General features: G+C 46.2%; 17 protein-coding genes and 1 pseudogene. 8 read left to right on the plus strand and 10 right to left on the minus strand.

Going from position 1 to position 18,420, the window contains the following annotated elements; genetic code table 11:
- Positions 1-58 precede the first annotated feature (58 nt).
- From RIM23_RS27315 to RIM23_RS27340, 6 genes are all read right to left on the minus strand, one after another.
- Positions 59-1,339 (minus strand): GUN4 domain-containing protein, encoded by a 1,281-nt coding sequence (locus RIM23_RS27315; protein WP_446371160.1) that lies wholly within the window; start codon positions 1,337-1,339, stop codon positions 59-61.
- 198 nt (positions 1,340-1,537) lie between these two features.
- Positions 1,538-1,903, minus strand: a complete 366-nt coding sequence (locus RIM23_RS27320) for a DUF5615 family PIN-like protein (RefSeq protein ID WP_446371194.1) — start codon at positions 1,901-1,903, stop codon at positions 1,538-1,540.
- Complete coding sequence (locus tag RIM23_RS27325; RefSeq protein ID WP_446371162.1) at positions 1,900-2,250, minus strand: DUF433 domain-containing protein; 351 nt, start codon at positions 2,248-2,250, stop codon at positions 1,900-1,902. Before RIM23_RS27325 ends, RIM23_RS27320 begins: the two co-directional genes overlap by 4 nt.
- Before the next feature lie 144 nt (positions 2,251-2,394).
- The gene (locus tag RIM23_RS27330; RefSeq protein WP_446371164.1) at positions 2,395-2,814 is read right to left on the minus strand and encodes a PIN domain-containing protein; all 420 of its coding nucleotides are present in this window, start codon (positions 2,812-2,814) and stop codon (positions 2,395-2,397) included.
- Complete coding sequence (locus RIM23_RS27335) at positions 2,795-3,049, minus strand: hypothetical protein (protein ID WP_446371166.1); 255 nt, start codon at positions 3,047-3,049, stop codon at positions 2,795-2,797. Before RIM23_RS27335 ends, RIM23_RS27330 begins: the two co-directional genes overlap by 20 nt.
- 82 nt (positions 3,050-3,131) lie before the next feature.
- Positions 3,132-3,746 (minus strand): hypothetical protein, encoded by a 615-nt coding sequence (locus RIM23_RS27340; protein WP_446371168.1) that lies wholly within the window; start codon positions 3,744-3,746, stop codon positions 3,132-3,134.
- Between the two features lie 1,252 nt (positions 3,747-4,998).
- Between RIM23_RS27340 and gltD the strand changes: the two genes are divergently transcribed.
- The 5 genes from gltD to RIM23_RS27365 all read left to right on the plus strand — a co-directional run bounded on the left by gltD (position 4,999) and on the right by RIM23_RS27365 (position 10,259).
- The gene (gltD, locus tag RIM23_RS27345) at positions 4,999-6,486 is read left to right on the plus strand and encodes a glutamate synthase small subunit (protein WP_446371170.1); all 1,488 of its coding nucleotides are present in this window, start codon (positions 4,999-5,001) and stop codon (positions 6,484-6,486) included.
- 368 nt (positions 6,487-6,854) lie between these two features.
- Positions 6,855-7,331 (plus strand): PIN domain-containing protein, encoded by a 477-nt coding sequence (locus tag RIM23_RS27350; protein ID WP_446371172.1) that lies wholly within the window; start codon positions 6,855-6,857, stop codon positions 7,329-7,331.
- A complete protein-coding gene (locus RIM23_RS27355) occupies positions 7,318-7,524 on the plus strand; it encodes a hypothetical protein (protein ID WP_446371174.1) in 207 nt (68 codons plus the stop codon). The genes RIM23_RS27350 and RIM23_RS27355 overlap by 14 nt, the downstream gene beginning before the upstream one ends.
- A 40-nt stretch (positions 7,525-7,564) precedes the next feature.
- Positions 7,565-9,376 (plus strand): AAA-like domain-containing protein, encoded by a 1,812-nt coding sequence (locus RIM23_RS27360; RefSeq protein ID WP_446371176.1) that lies wholly within the window; start codon positions 7,565-7,567, stop codon positions 9,374-9,376.
- 253 nt (positions 9,377-9,629) lie between these two features.
- Entirely contained in the window at positions 9,630-10,259 is a 630-nt protein-coding gene (locus RIM23_RS27365; RefSeq protein ID WP_446371178.1) for a Uma2 family endonuclease, read from the plus strand.
- A 132-nt stretch (positions 10,260-10,391) separates the two neighbouring features.
- Here the strand turns inward: RIM23_RS27365 and RIM23_RS27370 are convergent, their stop codons facing one another.
- The 3 genes from RIM23_RS27370 to RIM23_RS27380 form a co-directional block, all read right to left on the minus strand.
- Positions 10,392-11,690, minus strand: coding sequence for an ABC transporter ATP-binding protein (locus RIM23_RS27370; protein WP_446371180.1), 1,299 nt, complete (start codon positions 11,688-11,690; stop codon positions 10,392-10,394).
- Positions 11,691-11,907: 217 nt separating this feature from the next.
- Positions 11,908-12,657: a trypsin-like peptidase domain-containing protein gene (locus tag RIM23_RS27375; protein ID WP_446371182.1), complete on the minus strand. Its 750-nt coding sequence runs from the start codon at positions 12,655-12,657 to the stop codon at positions 11,908-11,910.
- Positions 12,658-12,793: 136 nt separating this feature from the next.
- Positions 12,794-14,809 carry a protein kinase domain-containing protein gene (locus RIM23_RS27380; protein WP_446371184.1) on the minus strand — a complete coding sequence of 672 codons (2,016 nt, stop codon included), beginning with the start codon at positions 14,807-14,809 and terminating at the stop codon, positions 12,794-12,796.
- Between the two features lie 241 nt (positions 14,810-15,050).
- Here RIM23_RS27380 and RIM23_RS27385 point away from each other — a divergent pair, with 241 nt between their 5' ends.
- The 3 genes from RIM23_RS27385 (at position 15,051) to RIM23_RS27395 (ending at position 17,834) form a co-directional block, all read left to right on the plus strand.
- Positions 15,051-15,674, plus strand: a complete 624-nt coding sequence (locus tag RIM23_RS27385; protein WP_446371186.1) for an FHA domain-containing protein — start codon at positions 15,051-15,053, stop codon at positions 15,672-15,674.
- 146 nt (positions 15,675-15,820) lie between these two features.
- The gene (locus RIM23_RS27390; RefSeq protein WP_446371188.1) at positions 15,821-15,955 is read left to right on the plus strand and encodes a hypothetical protein; all 135 of its coding nucleotides are present in this window, start codon (positions 15,821-15,823) and stop codon (positions 15,953-15,955) included.
- Positions 15,956-15,965: 10 nt separating this feature from the next.
- A complete protein-coding gene (locus RIM23_RS27395) occupies positions 15,966-17,834 on the plus strand; it encodes a mechanosensitive ion channel domain-containing protein (RefSeq protein ID WP_446371190.1) in 1,869 nt (622 codons plus the stop codon).
- Positions 17,835-17,974: 140 nt separating this feature from the next.
- Here the strand turns inward: RIM23_RS27395 and RIM23_RS27400 are convergent.
- Positions 17,975-18,250 (minus strand): annotated as a pseudogene (locus RIM23_RS27400) (peptide ligase PGM1-related protein); the annotation flags it as partial.
- Positions 18,251-18,420: the final 170 nt, after the last annotated feature.

An 18,420-nucleotide genomic window follows, 5' to 3' on the forward strand; every position in this document is an offset into this window, starting at 1 on the left:
CCGTAAGACTTCGTGGATGGGTGCCTCTGTCGTAAATCGTTACTATCTGTTGAAACTTTTATATGTTACATTCTGCAAGTCTCAACGAGAGAGAAGAGATGACCGCCCCACTAATAAACCAACCCACACTCAATACTGTAGGGAGATGCCCATGGGGAGTATTTAGACTGAAGGTAAGGTTATCATACTCTAACCAATCATCTTTTTCACGCCAACCCACGGTATCACCAAACTTTTTATAGATGTCATGATCATACACGCTTGGTTGCCCCCCTACACGATGCCAGATTCGCTTTTGCACAGAAAAACCAAAGTGTCCATTACTGTATTTTACCCAGAGACAGTCAATTGTTCGCAGGTCGGTACAAGGAAATTTTTCAACATCTCTCCTAATAACATCATACCAACTTTTTTTCCCGATAACTGCCAGCATTTTGTTTGCCGTTTCTGTATCCGCTTGTTTCCACTCTCCGGCGGCTAATAAATCTCGCAGTTGGCGGTAATCGATGCCAGATTCTGAACTCAAATCATCAGCCGAATTCTGGGAAATCAATAACTGTATCCATTCTCGCACTGACTGAGGGCGATTCTCTGGCTGTAGTTCTAACCCTTTAAGAATAGCTTGATTGACTACATCACTAATAGTTGAGTTAAGCTGCTTGGGTGGTGCGAGTGGACAACCCATTACCCTAGATACAGATGATTCCGGTTCTTGTCCTGTTAACACTCTATAGAGTGTTGCTGCTAAACCGTAAACATCTGTATAAGCACCCCGTTTAGCGCGAGGATTGTACTGTTCAGGAGGTGCATAAAAAGGTGTAAAAAGTGCTGTATGAGTCTGTGTCAAATTAGGGGTAAATTCACGGGCAATACCAAAATCAATCAAAATGGCTTCCGATTGACTCGTTCGCACTATGATATTTTGTGGCTTTACATCTCGATGCAACAAGCCATTATTGTGAACAACTGTTAGTGCCTCACTAATTTGCTGAATGTAGCGTAACGCTTCAGACTCCGGTAATTTCCCCAGACTACCTAAGTCTTTCCCTTCTATATATTCCATCACTATGCCCCAGAGGAAATCCTCTTTAATCACCTCATATACTTTGACTATATGAGAATGCTGACATCCCTTAAGCCGTAGTGCTTCATTGATAAACTCTTGCTGACATTTATCAAAATCAGGACTCTGTGGATCTACAGCCTTCAGAGTTTTTATAACAACTGGATTACCCTTTTTATCCTTAGCCAGATAGGTAATACCAAATCCGCCATCCCCTAACTTTTTTTCAATGGTGTACTTACCACCTTGCAATACCTGCCCTGACACCCAAACCATTGCTTACACATAAATCTGATACATTTATATTCATTGTGCCACAGGAAATTCTCTAGCGATTTGGACTGACGCACTAAACGGGTTGGATGTGTTCTCACTGGTGGCTCATCGCTATCCCCAAGCGGCTTCTGTGTAGTTGGCGCGGCTGGAAACGATCCAAAACACCAACCCGAACAAATACCCTCCTATTGGCTCTTTTTATTCACTCAACGGCAAGTATTCAATTCGGTCTTGATATTCCCCAACAAAGGAAGCTTCAGCAATGAAAATTAGCTCGGTAAGGGTTTCACCAATATTCCGAGATAGATCGATAACAAAGATACCCGGTATATGATGTCCTTCTGCCAGATGATCTGCTAAGTGTTTGGGCATAGATTTCCGATTATTGGTCACTAAGATAAAATTATTCGTCTCACACAAGATTAAAATTTCAGGATCGAGAGTTCCTTTTGCCGGAGCATCTGGATCTCCAATTCTTCTCACAATAAGATAAGGAGCTTGACGCATCAGTTGAGTTCGGTACAACGAGGCAATATGCTCATCTAACAAATATTGAATCATTATAAACGGTTCACAGATTCAGAATATTTTTGCTGAACTTCTGCCTCTGCTTTCAATTTGCGAAATCTTTGTCGTGCCGGAGAAGGATTCTGTTTTTGCTCGTCTCGCTGTTGACGGCAAAACGCTAACCAATCTGCCAAGTAAGCACTCACTTCTTCGGTGTTGTGTAGATAGTAAAGAATCGTAGCATAAACCTGTTCTAGGGTAATACTTTCAAATTGCTTGGCGATTTCTTCAGGGGTTTTAGCTCGGTAAATATACTCGTAAAGAACGCTTTCAATCCCGATGCGACTGTCCTGAATGCGGATATCATCAGGAGCAAGAAAGTTGAAGTAGTCTCGAATTTGCATAGCCAGTTGCTTTTACCATCACGGGGAATTATTTTCTGGGAAATTAGTCAGTCAGATACTCAAAGTCCAATTTTACCTCATTTGTGGTTGAACAGCCCACTCTCCTAATATTATTCCTAGTAGCTGTAGTGCCACGTTGTATGATTAACTTCGCCAGTTGTCTAGATGCAACTTATAACCTAATAATTGAATGCGTTGATAATGAGATACATTACCAGTTACTAACGTCAAATTCTTATGCATCGCTATAGCTGCAATCATCGTATCAGCAAGACCAATGGGTTGCCCTGTACGTTCTAAGTCGGCGTAGATTCGCCCTGCTAGTTCAGCACTGGACAAATCCAGATTTAACACTTCAACATCAGTGATAACATTAAGAAACTGTTGAATGCGGTCTTGCCGTTGACGCTTATGCCAGCCTTTGATAATTTCGAGAACTGTAATAACGGAAATTGTGTAGGAACCGAAGGTATCGCGATACGCCCTAGCTCTGGTGACAATATTGGAATTTATGCCTTTTTGCACTTCGGAAAAAATATCAGTGTCAAGGAGTGCTTTGTTCACAGTTCTGATTGAGAGGATGTGCAGCGCGATCGCGCATAATCTCTTCTAGTATCTCATCAACAACGTCAGGTTCATCAGCAAACATTCCCATTATCCGGTCTTGTGCCGATTCTTTAACAGCCAGCTTGTTGATGGCTTCTGTAATCAGTTCAGATAGATTACAACGGCGCGATTCGGCTAACCATCGCGCCAGTTCGAGGGTCTTTTTATCGAGTTTAAGTTCTAGTGTCTCCATTCGTTTTTTGTTTTGAGATTACCGTATAGTTTGATCATGCCATAACCGCGTTCCTTGTTCCTTCCCCTTGGCAAGGGGAGGGTTAGGGAGGGGTCAGATCAAGGGAACATGTTTCTGGTTGAATCTGTTGTGACGTTGGCGTCATTTCCGGTGTGGGTTCTGGCAGTGGTGTTGAGGGCGGCTTAAGCGCTAAAAACCCAGCAATCATACTCAAAACCCCAGCAATTGTACCAATAATCGTTAACCAAATCGTCAAATCCCAATTGCGCCACGGTTGGGGAATTTGAGCCGCAACCCCCAATAAATTCAACCATTTCTGCATCGTTTGGGGGCGTTCTTCGGGGGCTAATGCCATCCCTCGGAGAATCGCCTGATTCGTGCGATCGCTCATTTGGGGATTCACTTCTTGAGGTGGCTTTAATTTAGCCCTTGCCAAACTGCGATCGCGGACACTGGGCGGTTTTTCTCCAGTTAATAATTGATACAATGTGGCGGCTAAAGAATACACATCCGTATAAGCGCCGCGTTCGGCATCAACATGATATAACTCTAGGGGTGTAAATCCATAGGTTTTAATCACACATCGTTGGGACGTGCGATCGCGTGCTAAATAGGTTATCCCAAACCGTCCTGATCCTAACTCTTTCTCAATCGTATATTTGCCACGTTGCAACTGCTGTCCCGCCGACCAAGCCATTGCCGATTATCTCAAATACTGCCTTGATTGTGGCATAAGTCATTTGTCCTTTGTCATAAGTAGGTGGACACAATTAAAGTTAACTGTTGAGATTAGGAAACTCTTAACAGCGAACACCTCGGCTGCGCTCGTTGTGTCACAGGGAACAGTAAGGGTATAAAACTTGTCGGAGCGTGCCGTTTTATGCCGGTCCGACTAATTAGTATAAAGTTATTAACCCGTTTTAACGGGTTTTAGCTCTTAGCCCGAATTTTAATTCAGGGCTAATTCTTCTATACATAAACCAGCTTTTTTGTCAAATCAGCCCCTGAACAAGTCCTGAAAATTGAGTCGTTGGGGTATGCTTGTATTATTTAAGTTTTGGCAACGCGAGAGAGAATAAATAACGCCTTATTAAGGCTTTAAAGCGTTTTTGCCATAAAAATGCTCACAATAACCCAACGTATCCTAAAACACAAAACTTCATAAAGTATACTACACCCCAAACCCAACGTCAAATTAGGCTTTGCCAGCGACTGCATCAATCAAGCCCCAAGTCCGCTTATCTTTGGAAAATTAAATCATAAAGCTTAAATTTAAAAGTTTTAGTTATGTAAGCGTCCATCAGGGACAATTCCCCAACTTAACCCGCCTGAATAATGTGAGGAGTCAGCCGCCAGCAAGAGTTACAGGCTTTTTGAGGAGGGAGTGCGATCGCGAAGACTCCCTGAGCACACTGACAATTTCTGCAAAACCCCTAAAAAGTTTTCAAGTCGAACAGAGGGAAACTTTGCCGACAACAAAAATTAACTGCCCAGCAGTTAAACCAAGGAAAACCCAACCCAAACGACACCAACGAAACGGGGGTTACTTTATAAAAAAATGTGAAAATATGAAACCCTAGAAGCAATTATTTTGTATCCTATCTCTAGCCGTCTTCAATGAGAACCTAAACCTTAATGAATCCTAGCCACTGAACCGCAGCAAATCTAACCTTTTATTAAACTCAACCTGGCATTTAAACGCCAAAATGATTGACAAACCGTAACAAAGACTACAAAATATCTCTGATTTTGACTTTTGACTTGGTACAGATGTTGCTTTTAACGTCTCTAGACAGTCTTCCATCCGCTTAGTTGGTCACAAGCCACCGTCAACAACTGATTGGTGAGGATTTGCCGCCAAAATAGTCTAGGGACTGCATCACCATCGCCAATTTACCGAATGACACCTTAGCCACAACTATACCCTACTCTAAACTTGAGACATCACTATGGGAAAACCAACCGGCTTTATCGAATATCTGCGCGAATTACCCTCTGAACTGCAACCCGACAGTCGCATTGGCAACTGGGACGAGTTCCATCTGCCCATGCCGGAGGAAAAACTCCAAACTCAAGCGGCGCGGTGTATGGACTGCGGCACACCCTTTTGCCATACCGGAACCCTGATCAAGGGCATGGCAAGCGGTTGCCCAATCAACAACCTGATCCCAGAGTGGAACGACCTAATTTATCGAGGTCGATGGCGCGAAGCACTCGATCGCTTGCACAAAACCAACAACTTCCCAGAATTCACCGGTCGTGTCTGTCCTGCACCCTGTGAGGGGTCTTGTGTCCTGGGTATCCATAACCCCCCCGTGACCATAAAAAATATCGAATGTTCGATTATTGACAAAGGCTGGGACGAAGGTTGGGTCGAACCCGAACCCCCAACCAAGCGCACCGGGAAAAAAGTCGCAATCATCGGTTCTGGACCGGCTGGACTCTGTGCGGCTGCTCAGCTTAATAAAGCTGGTCATTGGATCACCGTATTTGAACGGGAAGATCGTCCCGGCGGCTTACTCATGTATGGCATCCCTAACATGAAACTGGACAAAAAGCAAGTCGTCCAGCGTCGCCTTGACCAGCTTGAACAAGAAGGGGTTAAGTTTATCTGCAACACCGAGGTAGGTAAAGACTTCCCCACCGAGAATCTACTCAAAGAATTTGACGCGGTGGTACTCTGCACGGGCGCGACCAAACCACGGGATTTACCCATCGAAGGACGGGAGTTAAAGGGTATCCACTTCGCCATGGATTTCCTGACTGCCAATACCAAAGCGCTTTTAGATAACAGCAAAAACGGCAACTTTATCTCCGCAGAAGGCAAAGATGTGGTGATTATCGGCGGGGGTGACACGGGTACCGACTGCGTTGGCACTTCCCTGCGTCATGGGTGTAAGAGTCTGGCGCAACTGGAAATCATGCCCCAACCGCCCCTAGAACGCGCCTCCGACAACCCCTGGCCCGAGTGGCCCAAGATTTATCGCCTGGATTACGGGCAAGAAGAAGCGGCGGCGAAGTTTGGCGCTGATCCCCGTTTCTATCTCACCACCGCCACCAAGTTTGAGGGGGATGAGGAAGGACATCTGAAAGCAGTGCATACAGTGACAATCGAGTGGCAGAAAAATGAGCAAGGTCGATTTATTCCCAGTCCGGTTCCAGGTACAGAAAAAGTGATTCCCGCCCAGCTTGTCCTCTTAGCGATGGGGTTCCTCGGACCCGAACAACCTCTGCTGGATGCCTTGGGTTTAGAACGCGATGCTCGTAGTAATGTAAAAGCCGATTATGGGAAGTATGCCACCAGTATTCCCGGTGTCTTTGCCGCCGGAGACTGTCGCCGAGGTCAGAGTTTAGTGGTTTGGGCATTCAACGAAGGTCGAGGTGCTGCCCGTGAGTGCGATCGCTATTTGATGGGGAGTACAGATTTGCCTGCTTAATGCTAAAAGGTTCCAGACGAGTCATGGCGCCTCTGGAAGATGGGGCGGGCATTAGTTTCCACTTAAGGTTAAAACCCTGACTAAATAAGAGCTCCCCCTTTTTAAGGGGGACTTTGAGGAATCTTTTGTTCCTCCGTCCTCTGCCGACAAAGACAACTACAATTAAGTAACTGGACATAAATTCTGTACACTGTACTAAGAAATGCTAAGGAGTCTCAAATCTTTACTTTTCCCTGTTAAAAGTTACCTAATCTCAACCGTTAACTTTAATTTTGTCTGACTACTGTCTGACTACTTATGAATAAGGGCGGGTGAGAAGATTTGAGAGGGTCAGTATTTGGAGCCATGCTGTTACCGAAAACTTGCTCATGGTGCAACTACCTGTCATTTATGCCGACGTTTGTTGTCTCAACCGACCCCTTGACGACCTGCAACAATCTAGAATTCGCCTAGAAGCGGAAGCGATGATTTCTCTCCTGCAAAAATGTCGGGAGGAGAAATGGGTGTTACTCAACAGCGATGCCATTGCTTATGAAATCAGTAGGAATCCAGACCCTTTCAAAAAAGAGCAACTGGACTCCATCTTATCCGTTGCTACCCGCCTACTTCCTTCCAGCGAGGCAATTGAATTGAGAGCCACCACCTTGATGGAACTGGGTTTTAAGTTCTATGATGCCTTACATCTGGCTTTTGCTGAAGCGGGGGGCGCTAATGTTTTTCTGACTACCGATGACAGGCTGCTGCGAAAAGCTCAACACTATAGAGATTCAATCAACGTAACGGTAGAGAATCCCGTGATTTGGTTGATGGCAACTTTACAGGAGGATAGTAATGAAATTAGCTGAATTGAGAAAACAAGGATATCAAGCTTTAGTTGACTCTTTAGGGGTGGTAGGAATGCTCCGCTTCCTGCAACAATTGGAAGTCGGCTATGGAGATTACACGGTCGAGCGACACCAGTGGTTGGATGAATTGACCCTCGCTGATTTTCAGAGCTACGTTCAACAAAAGAAAAGCCTCAAGGGTGAGGAGTTATAATTCTGCCGTTACAATTTATTTATGACTGTTTCTCAGGATAATGGATCAGCAAGAGTTCACCAACGCATTTACCAAACTTACACCGCGACAAAAGGAAGTTTTACAGCAATTTGTCGCCGGGAAAAATGATGGTGAAATTGCGGCGGAACTCTGTATTTCTCAAGGAACAGTGCGGAAACATATCCAGAATATTTGTGAGATATTTGCCCTAAACAATGACGAAGATAAAGGATCATCTCACCGTTCTAAGTTAATTACTGCCATTGCTCACAATTTACCCAATTTAATCCCAGGGGATACACTGGCGGCGACGAATCAGCCTCAGGTTATCCTGAGTTATCATTGTGGAAATGACCCCGATAAAAGCCTTGCTATACAATTAGAAACGGCGTTAACTGCCCAAGGGTGTCAAGTTTTCATTGCCAATGCTAGTCGCCGCATGGCAACTCAGGGATTGCAGCAAATTTACGCCGAATTAAACCGTTGCGATCGCGTGGTGTTTTTATTGTCCCCTCTAGCCGCGTCTAGTGAGATGATGACGGAAGAGGTGCAGTGGGTAAAACGGCGGCGGGATCAACATCCGGAGGGGAAGCCTGCTATTTTAGCCATTCGGATTAATTGCCCTTGGACGTTACTCAACCATGACTTACGCGGTTATCTCAAAGGAGTGTCCCAGGTGGAGTGGCGATCGCATCAGGATACGCCTGTTGTGTTAAACTCAGTTCAGGATTGGCTCTGTAGTGATCAACCAACCGTCACGACACAGGGCGATCAAACATCCTCGACGTTTCCCAGTCCCTATTCCCTCACCCCCAATCATCCCCCTCAACCCGTCGCTGAACCGGAATTACCACGGGGACAAGTGGAATTAGCCTCGGCGTTTTATGTGGAACGCCCAGGTGTTGAAAAGCGCTGCTATGAAGCGGTGGCTAAACCGGGTTCCTTAATCCGGATTAAAGCGCCGCGACAAATGGGTAAAACTTCGTTGATGGCACGAATTTTACATCGGGGAACTCAGCTTAATTATGCCACAGTTCCTTTAAGTTTTCAATTAGCGGATAGTAGTGTTTTTAGTGATTTAGATCGTTTCTTGCAGTGGTTTTGTGCGGTGATTACTCTAGAACTGCAATTACCCGATCGCTTGGATAAGTATTGGAGTAAAACCTTTGGGAGTAAGGTGAGTTGTAAGTCCTATTTTGAGCGGTATTTATTAGCAACGATTGCCACACCGTTGGTGTTAGGGTTAGATGAAGTGGATCGGGTGTTTCATTATCCTGAACTCACGGCTGATTTTTTTGGCTTATTGCGATCGTGGCATGAAGAGGCGAAAAATCGGGAAATATGGCGTAAACTGCGATTAGTTGTGGTGCATTCGACGGAAGCCTATATTCCTATGGATATTAATCAGTCTCCGTTTAATGTAGGATTACCGATTGATTTACCGGAATTTGCAGCCGAACAAGTTCAAGATTTAGCCCACCGTCACGGATTAGCTTGGGAATCGAATCAGGTGGAAGAATTAATGGCAATGGTTGGGGGTCATCCCTATTTAGTCAGATTGGCGCTGTACGCGATCGCACGTCAAGAGATTACTTTAGCTCAACTGTTGGCTACAGCACCAACGGATGCTGGATTGTATGGTGATCATTTGCGGCGACTTATGTGGAATTTATCCCAACATCCTGAGTTGGCTACGGCGTTGAAGAAGGTGGTTACGGCTGATTATCCGATACAGTTAGAACCGATGCAAGGATTTAAGTTGCATAGTATGGGATTGGTTAATCTGCAAGGGAATGAGGTGACGCCTCGGTGCGATTTGTATTGTCAATATTTTCGGCTGCGTTTGAATTGAGTTTATGATTATTGAGGGGTTGATGAGAAAATTTGGGAGTTTATTTAACGCAGAGGAACGCAGAGGGAAGCGCTCCAGGTAGCAGAGGGGGTTAGTAGATTGGGGCTATTTATTGTTTCTCTGATTGTATTAATGTCTGCGATCGCACTCTATCTTTATCTACAATAGGGCTTACGGATCGGGAGAGGATACGTGATGACAACGGTAACAGCTAAGCCTACTTTGGTATAACAGCCAACACCTGATATCAACTATGACTCAATCTCAAACTCAACCTCAACTATACAGCTTTGATGAATTTATTAACTGGTATCCCGAAAATTCAGAAGTTCGGTACGAACTGCATGATGGAGTAATTATCGAAATGCCCAAACCCAAGGGAAAACATTCAACTCTAACAGGTTCTATTATCGAACAACTCTTGATAATTATTCGGCACATGGGGAAAGGTAGCATTTGGACGATTCCTAGAGAATCAATTGTTAAACCTAAACGGGAAAAATCAGGTTATGAACCCGATATCATCGTTTTGAATCAAGACGTTCTTGGTGCAGAACCCCGGTGGGAAAGTGAATCGATTATTCAAAATCCTGATTCAGTTAAATTAATTGTCGAGGTTGTTTCAACAAATTGGCGTGATGATTACTATAATAAACTTCGAGATTATGAGGAAATGGGTATTGAGGAATATTGGATTGTCGATTATGCCGCATTAGGACCAAGAAAGTTTATTGGTGCCCCCAAACAACCTACATTTTTTGTTAATACTTTGGTTGAGGCAGAATATCTGATGACTCCATTTACGGAAAACAATCAAATTGTTTCCCCAACTTTTCCCCTGTTTAACTTCTCCCCACATCAGGTTTTTGCTCTGAGTTTTTAGATATCAAATGGTTAAGTTTTATCCAGGAGAAATAAACCTGAGTCTGGGCGGGTTTAGTTACTTATGGGTGCAACCGAAAAGATAATAGTGAAACCCGCCCCTACAGACGTGCCACATACCGTCAAAAGCCAGCTAATTAGACCGAATGGCTTTACCTGTTCTATCGTCAAAGAAATGAACTTTATCGGCGTTAATGGATAACCACAGTTGATCGCCAACTTTGACGAGATGATCGGCGGGAATTCTGGCTTGTAACCTGGTTTTTCGATCGAGTTTAGCTAATAAATAGGTGTCATTTCCCAAGGCTTCTACTTGTTCAACGTTTACCGATAAGTTTTTGGGGGCGGGAACACTTATGGTTAAATGTTCGGGACGAATTCCCAGGATTAAAGAACGTCCATCATACTCTTGCAGAAAGGGTTGCCAAATATCTGGAAGCGTGAGCCGAAATTGGCGATGCTGAATTAGGAGGGGGGCTTTAATTTGAACGGGAATAAAGTTCATCGGGGGTGAACCGATAAATTCGGCGACAAACTGATTGGCGGGGTGGTTATAGAGTTCTAGGGGAGGGGCAATTTGCTGGATTTCTCCCTGATTCATTACGGCGATGCGATCGCCCATGGTCATGGCTTCGGTTTGATCGTGGGTGACATAAAGGGTGGTGGTGCCTAATTGGCGTTGTAAGCGCACGATTTGACTGCGGGTTTGGGCTCGGAGTTTGGCGTCTAGATTGGAGAGGGGTTCATCCATGAGAAAGACTTGGGGATTCCGGGCGATCGCACGCCCTAGGGCGACTCGTTGCTTTTGTCCCCCAGATAGCTGTTTGGGGAGTCGATGCAGCAGGGGTTCAATTTGCAGGAGTTTGGCGACATAGTGAACTTGGTCATCAATCGCCCGTTCGCGATCGCAGAAATAACGCCATCCTTTAGGGAGCGATCGCGTCATCCCGATTAAGGCATTCTCGACCCAAAGCGGCATCTCGGTGGTAGGCTTTTCGTAGGCTAATCCCAGGGTTGTCCGCCGTAAGCCAAAGGCGATATTATCATAGACATTCAGGTGCGGATAGAGGGCATAATTTTGAAACACCATGGCGATATTGCGGGCTTTTGGCGGCAAATCATTCACCATGCGATCGCCCACCCAAATTTTCCCCCCGGTTAATTCCTCTAATCCCGCAATCACCCGCAGCAGGGTACTTTTGCCACAACCCGAAGGACCTACCAATACCATAAACTCGCCATCATGGACTCTCAGATTAATTCGCCGTAAAACATTCGCGGTTCCCGATGAGGGAGGGGATGAATCAACGGCTACCAGTGGCGCTTCATCGCTAGGTGTGAGCAAGGGTTCTGTCGTCACAGGCGCGACAGTTGACCCCTCCTTGCGACTAGGAAAGCTTTTGTAGACGTTTTCGAGAACAACCTGGGACACGATGGTGACTGGGGATGAGCGACAGTGATAGAGCTAACTATACTATTATGTTCGTTTGCGTCATGAACTGAAGCCCTGAACCCAAGTCCTCGGTGAGAAGCAGGTTATCAAACTGGGTTCGTAGTTGGTACTTTAGTACCATCAGCGCTGGCATCGCTGACTACAAACTCTAAACTTGGAGTTAATTTTTTCATTTGCGATCGCCCGATTAGTGACCTCATTGGACTTCACCAACTCGATAAAAAACTGAGTATGTCGTTCCGCCGCCGTCGCTTGCAACTGCCGCGTTTCTGCCAATTCCTGAGCAAATAAGCGAATCAGGGGGTGAAAGACAAAGCGATTTTCTCCCACCTCCACACTCGTACTCCCATCCCTGATCATCCAAAGCGCTAATATTGGCAATTAAAGACCTAAGTTTTTCTTGATCCTCGATACCAATCCACGGATTTATACCGTCCACCGGATTTTCCACCAAGTTATTCAGAAATGAAAGCAACTCAGTCTTTCCTTCCGAAGTCAGCAGCTTGACCAGTTCCGCAAAAAAGACATTATTGCTATTGTCCCACTTAATTTTGCTGCTTAGGCGTTCAAACCCCAAGTAAGCCAAGAGTGCTTCACGTTCTCTCACGGTTTGAGTGGATGGATGCTGAATAATATTAACCCGTTCCCCCTGCCGAATTGTTGTCTCCACCAACGATAACCATCCCCACTTGTTCCCCGGTTCTCCAACCAATTGAACCACGGTATAATCTAAAGCCGAGTTCGTCTGAAAAATCCCATCAACCTGAGCGCGATATTCTTCCGGTTGCTGTGCCTCTCCCTGGAAATTTTCCTCATAGTTAAACCGAAAAATCGTGTGAGGCAACAAATCAGCACTGGGGAGAACATGATGATTCGTCAACAGCAAATTCGCCCCAATTAAAAACCCTGATCCCGACCAATTTTCTTGAGAAGCAGAAGGCTCCAAGCAAAAGAGGAAGGTTGAAAGGCACAAGGGAATAATGACTGTTTAAGCGGACATAATATTAACCCGTTTTAACGGGTTTTAGCTTTTAGCCCGAACTTTAGTTCCGGGCTTCTTCTTCCCCGTTGAGATAGAGGTTTCATTTTTTCGCCTCGGCTGCGATTAACATGGTTGCAGCATATTCGTTATTGGGTTGAATTTCTAGCGCTTTTTTCAGAGATGCGATCGCGTCATCAAACCGTTCCAATTCCATATAGGCTTCGGCTTTGTTGATCCAGGCGTTGGCAGAATTAGGTTTAAGCTGAATGGCGCGATCAAGAACCGGAATCGCTTTCTCCGATTGACCTAATAAAATCAAAGCAACACCTTGATTGATCCAGGCTTCGGCAAAATCTGGCTTCAGGGTTGTGGCTTTTTCGTAAAGGTTTAGCGCTTCTTGGTGTTTTCTTAATTGATCCAACGCTGCGCCTTTACTCCACAAGGCTTCTGGATAATCCGGGTTAATTGCCAAGGCGCGATCGCACGCCTGAATCGCTTCGGTTGGACGCTGCTGGGTGTTTAAATCATAGCAGCGTTGCCAATGGGTTTGTGCAGTTACCGTCTCCACTTGAGGTTTTGGCGCAGGAGAAGCCGATGGAACAGGGGATGGTGTTGGCTGAACTTTTGTCGGCTTTTGCGCCACCGGATTTGGCGTCGGCGTTGGTGGTTTTGGGGTAGCCGAATTTTGAGTAACTATCGGTGACTTTTGAGGAGAAGGGGTGGGAGTTGTTTCCGGTGAACGAGCTGGAGAGGGTGGTTCACCTGGTTTTGCTGTATCCGGGGTAGTCTTTTTAGACGTGGGTGAGTCTGAGTCTGAACTAGGATTCCTGGGTGTCTCATCTGTGGGGGAAGGTTCAGGGGATGATGCTGGCGATGGTTGAGTCGCCGGGTTCGCCGACTTGGAGGTTAACTCCTGAGTCTGATTCGTCGTTTGGCTGGTAAGCTGGGGAATCAGCAGCGTTGTCGCAACTCCAGCAGTTCCCCCGATAACGCCTAAAATTGCCACAACCAACCAAAGATTCAGCCCTCGTTTCGGGTTTGAACCCGGTGTAACGATTGTGGGAACCGAACTCCCTGATGAGGGTTGGGAATTACGCCAGGTTTCGGGTAACTGGGTGCTACTTGTGTCTGATGAGGATGTGGCTGGAGAATCGGTTGGTATCCAAATCTGGGTTGAGGTTTGTCCCTGAACCGATGCTGTGGTGTCTGAGGAATCGGGTAATCGTTGCGTCGTATCGGAGGGTGAGATATCGCTGGATAGACTTTGCAGGGCGCACAGAGCTTCGGTGGCGGTTTGATAGCGATCGCGGAAGTCATACCGGATCATCTGATCCAGAATCTCTGCCAAGTTGAGATTAACATGAGGAGCTAAATCACGCCACTGAATTTCTCCCGTCTCCGGATTTTCCCGCAGCACTCTGGGATGGGTTCCGGTTAAGGCTTGAATCCCTAATATCCCCACTGCATACACATCACTACTAAACCGGGGTTGTCCACCTAACTGTTCTTTGGGAACATAGCCTTGGGTACCAATGGAAATGGTTAAATTAGTTTGTCCAGATTGGGGATGGCTAAATTGGGTGGTGACTTGTTTAACCGCACCAAAGTCAATCAAGACAATTTTGCCATCCTGTTGGCGGCGAATCAGGTTAGAGGGTTTAATATCGCGATGAATCACATTTTGCTCATGCACATAAGCTAAAACGTGGAGAATATCCTGCAACAGGGCTATCGTTTGAGATTCTAACCATTGCTGACCTTTTTTGAATTCCTGGGTTAGGGGATTGCCAAGAATCAATTCTTGTGCTAAATAAAATTCCTGATTTTCTTCAAAATGTGCCAGCAGCCGGGGGATTTGGTCATGATGACCCAGTTGATAGAGGACTTGAGCTTCGGTGTCAAATAAGCGTCTAGCGGTTTCTAGGCTGGCGGCGTCAGTGGTTTTGGGTTTAAGCTGTTTAATCACGCATTGGGGGTGACCGGGTAAATGTAGGTCTTGCGCCAGAAAGGTTTGACCAAATCCGCCTATTCCCAGTTGACTCTCGATTTTATAGCGTCCACCGAGGGGTTGATCCGTATTCGTGGATTGAAATCGACGGAAAAGATTGAAGATCATGCCCTACCGCTCTTTACAGGAAAAATGAATCCTTGACCTATTATCGTAATTATTTTTAAAGATATGATTTGGATAGTGACCCAATCATAGTTACCTTTGTCCAGATTTTTTGCCGAATCGTTAAATCCAATACCCAAAGCGTTTGACGTGACAGCAGGCGTTGCGGTTTCGGTTTCGCCCAAAATATCTATAAAAAAACGGGAACCATTACTATAGCAGGTGTTCGAGGTCTACCAAGTCTATGTATATTCAATTAACCTGGGAAGACCCAGAAATGGGAGAAGTCAAGCGATCGCTACTAACCGCACCGATCGCGATCGGTCGAGAATTTGACCAGATGCCAGAGTATTGGGGGGGAGAGTCGGTGTCTCGGTTGGAACTTGCCCACCCAGAGATCTCGCGGTTTCACGTCCTGATGACGGTGGAAAATAACCAGATCTATATTACCGATCAACGCAGTGCTAACGGTACCTTTCTGAATGGGCGACCGCTGCGTCAAGCCAATCAACCCATTTCGTTTAAGGATACCCTACGGATGGGTCCTTATAAGATGACGGCAACATTACTCCACACCAATGACCTGAACGCCACCGCCCAGAGTCCCAACGTATCCAGCTTTACGCCGTCGATGAAGTCTATCCCCCAACAAAAAGTGGTGGTTTGGTCGATTGGGGTGGGAGTTCTACTTTTGACTGCGTTTGGGGCTTGGGCGATGGCTAGCACTATTTTAGAGCGATCGCGTCCTCAACCTTCGCCCACATCGCCGTCTAGCAGGGCATTCGTAGGGGCGAAGCATTTGCGCCCAGATGTCTCGGTTTTATGCCAAGAACCCAACGCAAATGCTTCGCCCAATCCCCATTCGTAGGGGCGAAGCATTAAATTTATTCAATTAGTAATGTCTACTATCCGGTGCTAAACTGTCATGCATTTAAATTGGGTATTAGTAGCGAGTAAGATGCTCAATGTAGTGAGCAAGATGCTCCCCCGGCTCCCCCGGCTAAGAGACGTAGCATGCTACGTCTCTACATTGCTCCCCCAGCTGCCTCTAAAACGTTGGCGGTTTATCCTGTTGGCGTTACTGACGCTGCTGCTGACACTCAACCCAGTTCCCACCTTTGCTCAGACTTCCTCAACGAATCGCAATGACAAAGCGCCTGTGGTGCTAGACGGTCGCGTTTTATTACAGGTGAGAAGTTTAAATAAGAACTATACAGCAGAAAATCGTGCTAGGCAGATCAACGAAGCGTTGGCGCAAGCGGTGTCTTCGCCTAACCCTGTCAGCATTGAAGTGAATCAGGAGGAGGGACGGACGACGATTCGTTCCCAGCCCGGTTCACGCCATCTGCTAACCGTGACAGAGGAAGATTTGCTACCAGAACTTACCGCTTATCGGCAAGCCCAGATTTGGCAGGATATTCTGGAGAGGGCATTAGTACAAGCGCAATTTGAGCGATCGCCCGCCTATGTCCGTCAGGCGTTAGGCTTTGTCTTGGGGGCAATACTGATTGCGATCGCGATTCATCTTGCTTTACTGTTTCTAGGAAAATGGGCGTCTCATCCCTTGAGGCTGTTGCTGGGACAACCTACATCCTCCTTTCACGCCTGGGAAGATCCGGCTCAATTCATGGTACGCCTTGCCCGACTGGGGTTACAGGGCGGTTTATGGCTCGCGATCGCTTATTATGTGACTGATTTGTTTCCCGCCAGTCGGATCTGGCGCTATGAGTTATTCAATTTTCTCAGTCAGGTTTTTGGCATTCTCAATGCGCCAGTGATTAGCTTAGGCAGTAGTAAATATTCTGCCCTAGAATTGCTGTTGCTTTTGGGCTTAACCATTGGATTGTGGTTTGCGGTTAGTTTTCTCACCAAGTTGTTTAAATCCTACGTCTTAGCCCACACCGGGGCTGAACCCAGATTGCAAGATGTGATTACTATCCTCACCCAGTATGTTCTCACCTTTCTCGGGCTGATTGTCCTGTTACAAATTTGGGGTTTAGATGTTGGGTCTTTAACCATTATTGCCAGTGTCCTCGGTGTGGGGATTGGTTTTGGCGTTCAGAATATTGCCAATAACTTTATTAGCGGTATTATTATTACCTTTGAACGCCCCATCCAAATCGGTGATTTTGTCAAGGTGGGTGATTTACTGGGAACCGTAGAACGCATCGGTGCACGTAGTACGGAGATTTGTACCTTAGATCAAGTTACGATTATCGTACCCAACTCCCGCTTTTTAGAGACTGAGGTGATTAACTGGAGTCATGGGAACCCGATTTCTCGGCTGCGGATTCCTGTGGGTGTGGCGTATGGCTCAGATATCGATAAAGTCCAAACCGCGTTACTCGAAGCCGTTAAAAATCATCCCGAAGTGCTGCTGCAACCGCCGCCTCAGGTATGGTTTCAGGGGTTTGGTGAGAGTTCCCTTGACTTTGATTTACTGGTGTGGACAGGAGAACCCAAGAAACAGTTTAAAGTCAAAAGTGATCTTAACTACCGGATTGAGGCATGTCTGCGCCATCATAGGATTGAGATTCCCTTTCCGCAGCGGGATTTACATCTGCGATCGCCTCAACTTGAAGAAATATTTAATCTGTTATTATATCGGGATGCATCGACATCTTCTCCTCGATCAATTGAGCCAACTAATGGTGATCAATCTAATCATACTCCCATTTCTCAACCGCAAGACTCTCTCACTGTAGCGACTGAGATATCCGGAGCAGTTTCTCAGACAATTACTCCAGCCAAAACCCTAACCGAGACAGAACTTGAGGCTTTAGTTGCAGCGATGCGGGGTGCAGATGGGGTAGAAATAAAAGACCGCCGCGATCGCGGAAATCTTTATCCGCAATGCTTCATTGGTGCAGAAGCCGTGGAATGGCTAGCGCAACGGATTCAGGGGTCTCGACAAGAGGCGATTGGCATTGGACAAATGCTGATTGATAGCGGTATTATTCATCATGTTCTTGATGATTATCCCTTTCAAGATGATTATTCATTTTATCGGTTTTATCGGGAACTCTAACACTGTAGGGACTTGGGAACATTGGTGTCAACTTAAGCTCAACCCCTCTCCATCCCCCCTAGCCCCCCAATAGCTCCCCCTTCCGTCCCCCGTAAAAAGGGGGGGACCAGGGGGTGCGCGAGCTTTTTTTGCACGGGGGGGACCAGGGGGTGCGAGAGCGGTACCGCCGTTATGTAACTCCGGCGGGTGCGGGGATTGCGTAAGCGAATCAGGGAAAATAACAGCCGTTCCTCATAGTGCAGAAAACCCGGAATCAAGGCTAGTTCTCGCTGATCAACGGATACAGAGGGCACCACCAAGATGTCGCGATCATCCTGGTCAAATAGCTCAATACTAGACCAGCGATCGCGCAACTGGCTCTGAAGCCGCCGAAACCGTTCTGCTGGTGTGGAGGAGGATGAATACAATTCATGCATAGCCCCTGAACCGCCTCAATGATATACATAGCAATATTAGCTGTTACGGGTAACAACTGTAATACTGTTAATTAAGTTAGTTTTCGTCCCTAAAGGAAGCCCCTACAAAAATACGGGTTTTCACGGCTAAGTAGAGTTATCTGTCATGGTTCAAGATCGCACGGCGGGCT

The sequence above is a fragment of the Coleofasciculus sp. G3-WIS-01 genome (genome assembly GCF_040223135.1).
In the GTDB taxonomy this organism is placed as follows: domain Bacteria; phylum Cyanobacteriota; class Cyanobacteriia; order Cyanobacteriales; family Coleofasciculaceae; genus Coleofasciculus.

What these genes read in the sequence shown, in the direction of transcription:
- RIM23_RS27315 (WP_446371160.1), bottom strand. Translation starts at nt 1,339, where the DNA reads ATGGTTTGGGTGTCAGGGCAGGTATTGCAAGGTGGTAAGTACACCATT.
- RIM23_RS27325 (WP_446371162.1), bottom strand. Translation starts at nt 2,250, where the DNA reads ATGCAAATTCGAGACTACTTCAACTTTCTTGCTCCTGATGATATCCGC.
- RIM23_RS27335 (WP_446371166.1), bottom strand. Translation starts at nt 3,049, where the DNA reads ATGGAGACACTAGAACTTAAACTCGATAAAAAGACCCTCGAACTGGCG.
- RIM23_RS27340 (WP_446371168.1), bottom strand. Translation starts at nt 3,746, where the DNA reads ATGGCTTGGTCGGCGGGACAGCAGTTGCAACGTGGCAAATATACGATT.
- gltD (WP_446371170.1), top strand. Translation starts at nt 4,999, where the DNA reads ATGGGAAAACCAACCGGCTTTATCGAATATCTGCGCGAATTACCCTCT.
- RIM23_RS27350 (WP_446371172.1), top strand. Translation starts at nt 6,855, where the DNA reads ATGGTGCAACTACCTGTCATTTATGCCGACGTTTGTTGTCTCAACCGA.
- RIM23_RS27355 (WP_446371174.1), top strand. Translation starts at nt 7,318, where the DNA reads ATGAAATTAGCTGAATTGAGAAAACAAGGATATCAAGCTTTAGTTGAC.
- RIM23_RS27360 (WP_446371176.1), top strand. Translation starts at nt 7,565, where the DNA reads ATGGATCAGCAAGAGTTCACCAACGCATTTACCAAACTTACACCGCGA.
- RIM23_RS27365 (WP_446371178.1), top strand. Translation starts at nt 9,630, where the DNA reads ATGACTCAATCTCAAACTCAACCTCAACTATACAGCTTTGATGAATTT.
- RIM23_RS27380 (WP_446371184.1), bottom strand. Translation starts at nt 14,809, where the DNA reads ATGATCTTCAATCTTTTCCGTCGATTTCAATCCACGAATACGGATCAA.
- RIM23_RS27385 (WP_446371186.1), top strand. Translation starts at nt 15,051, where the DNA reads ATGTATATTCAATTAACCTGGGAAGACCCAGAAATGGGAGAAGTCAAG.
- RIM23_RS27390 (WP_446371188.1), top strand. Translation starts at nt 15,821, where the DNA reads ATGCTACGTCTCTACATTGCTCCCCCAGCTGCCTCTAAAACGTTGGCG.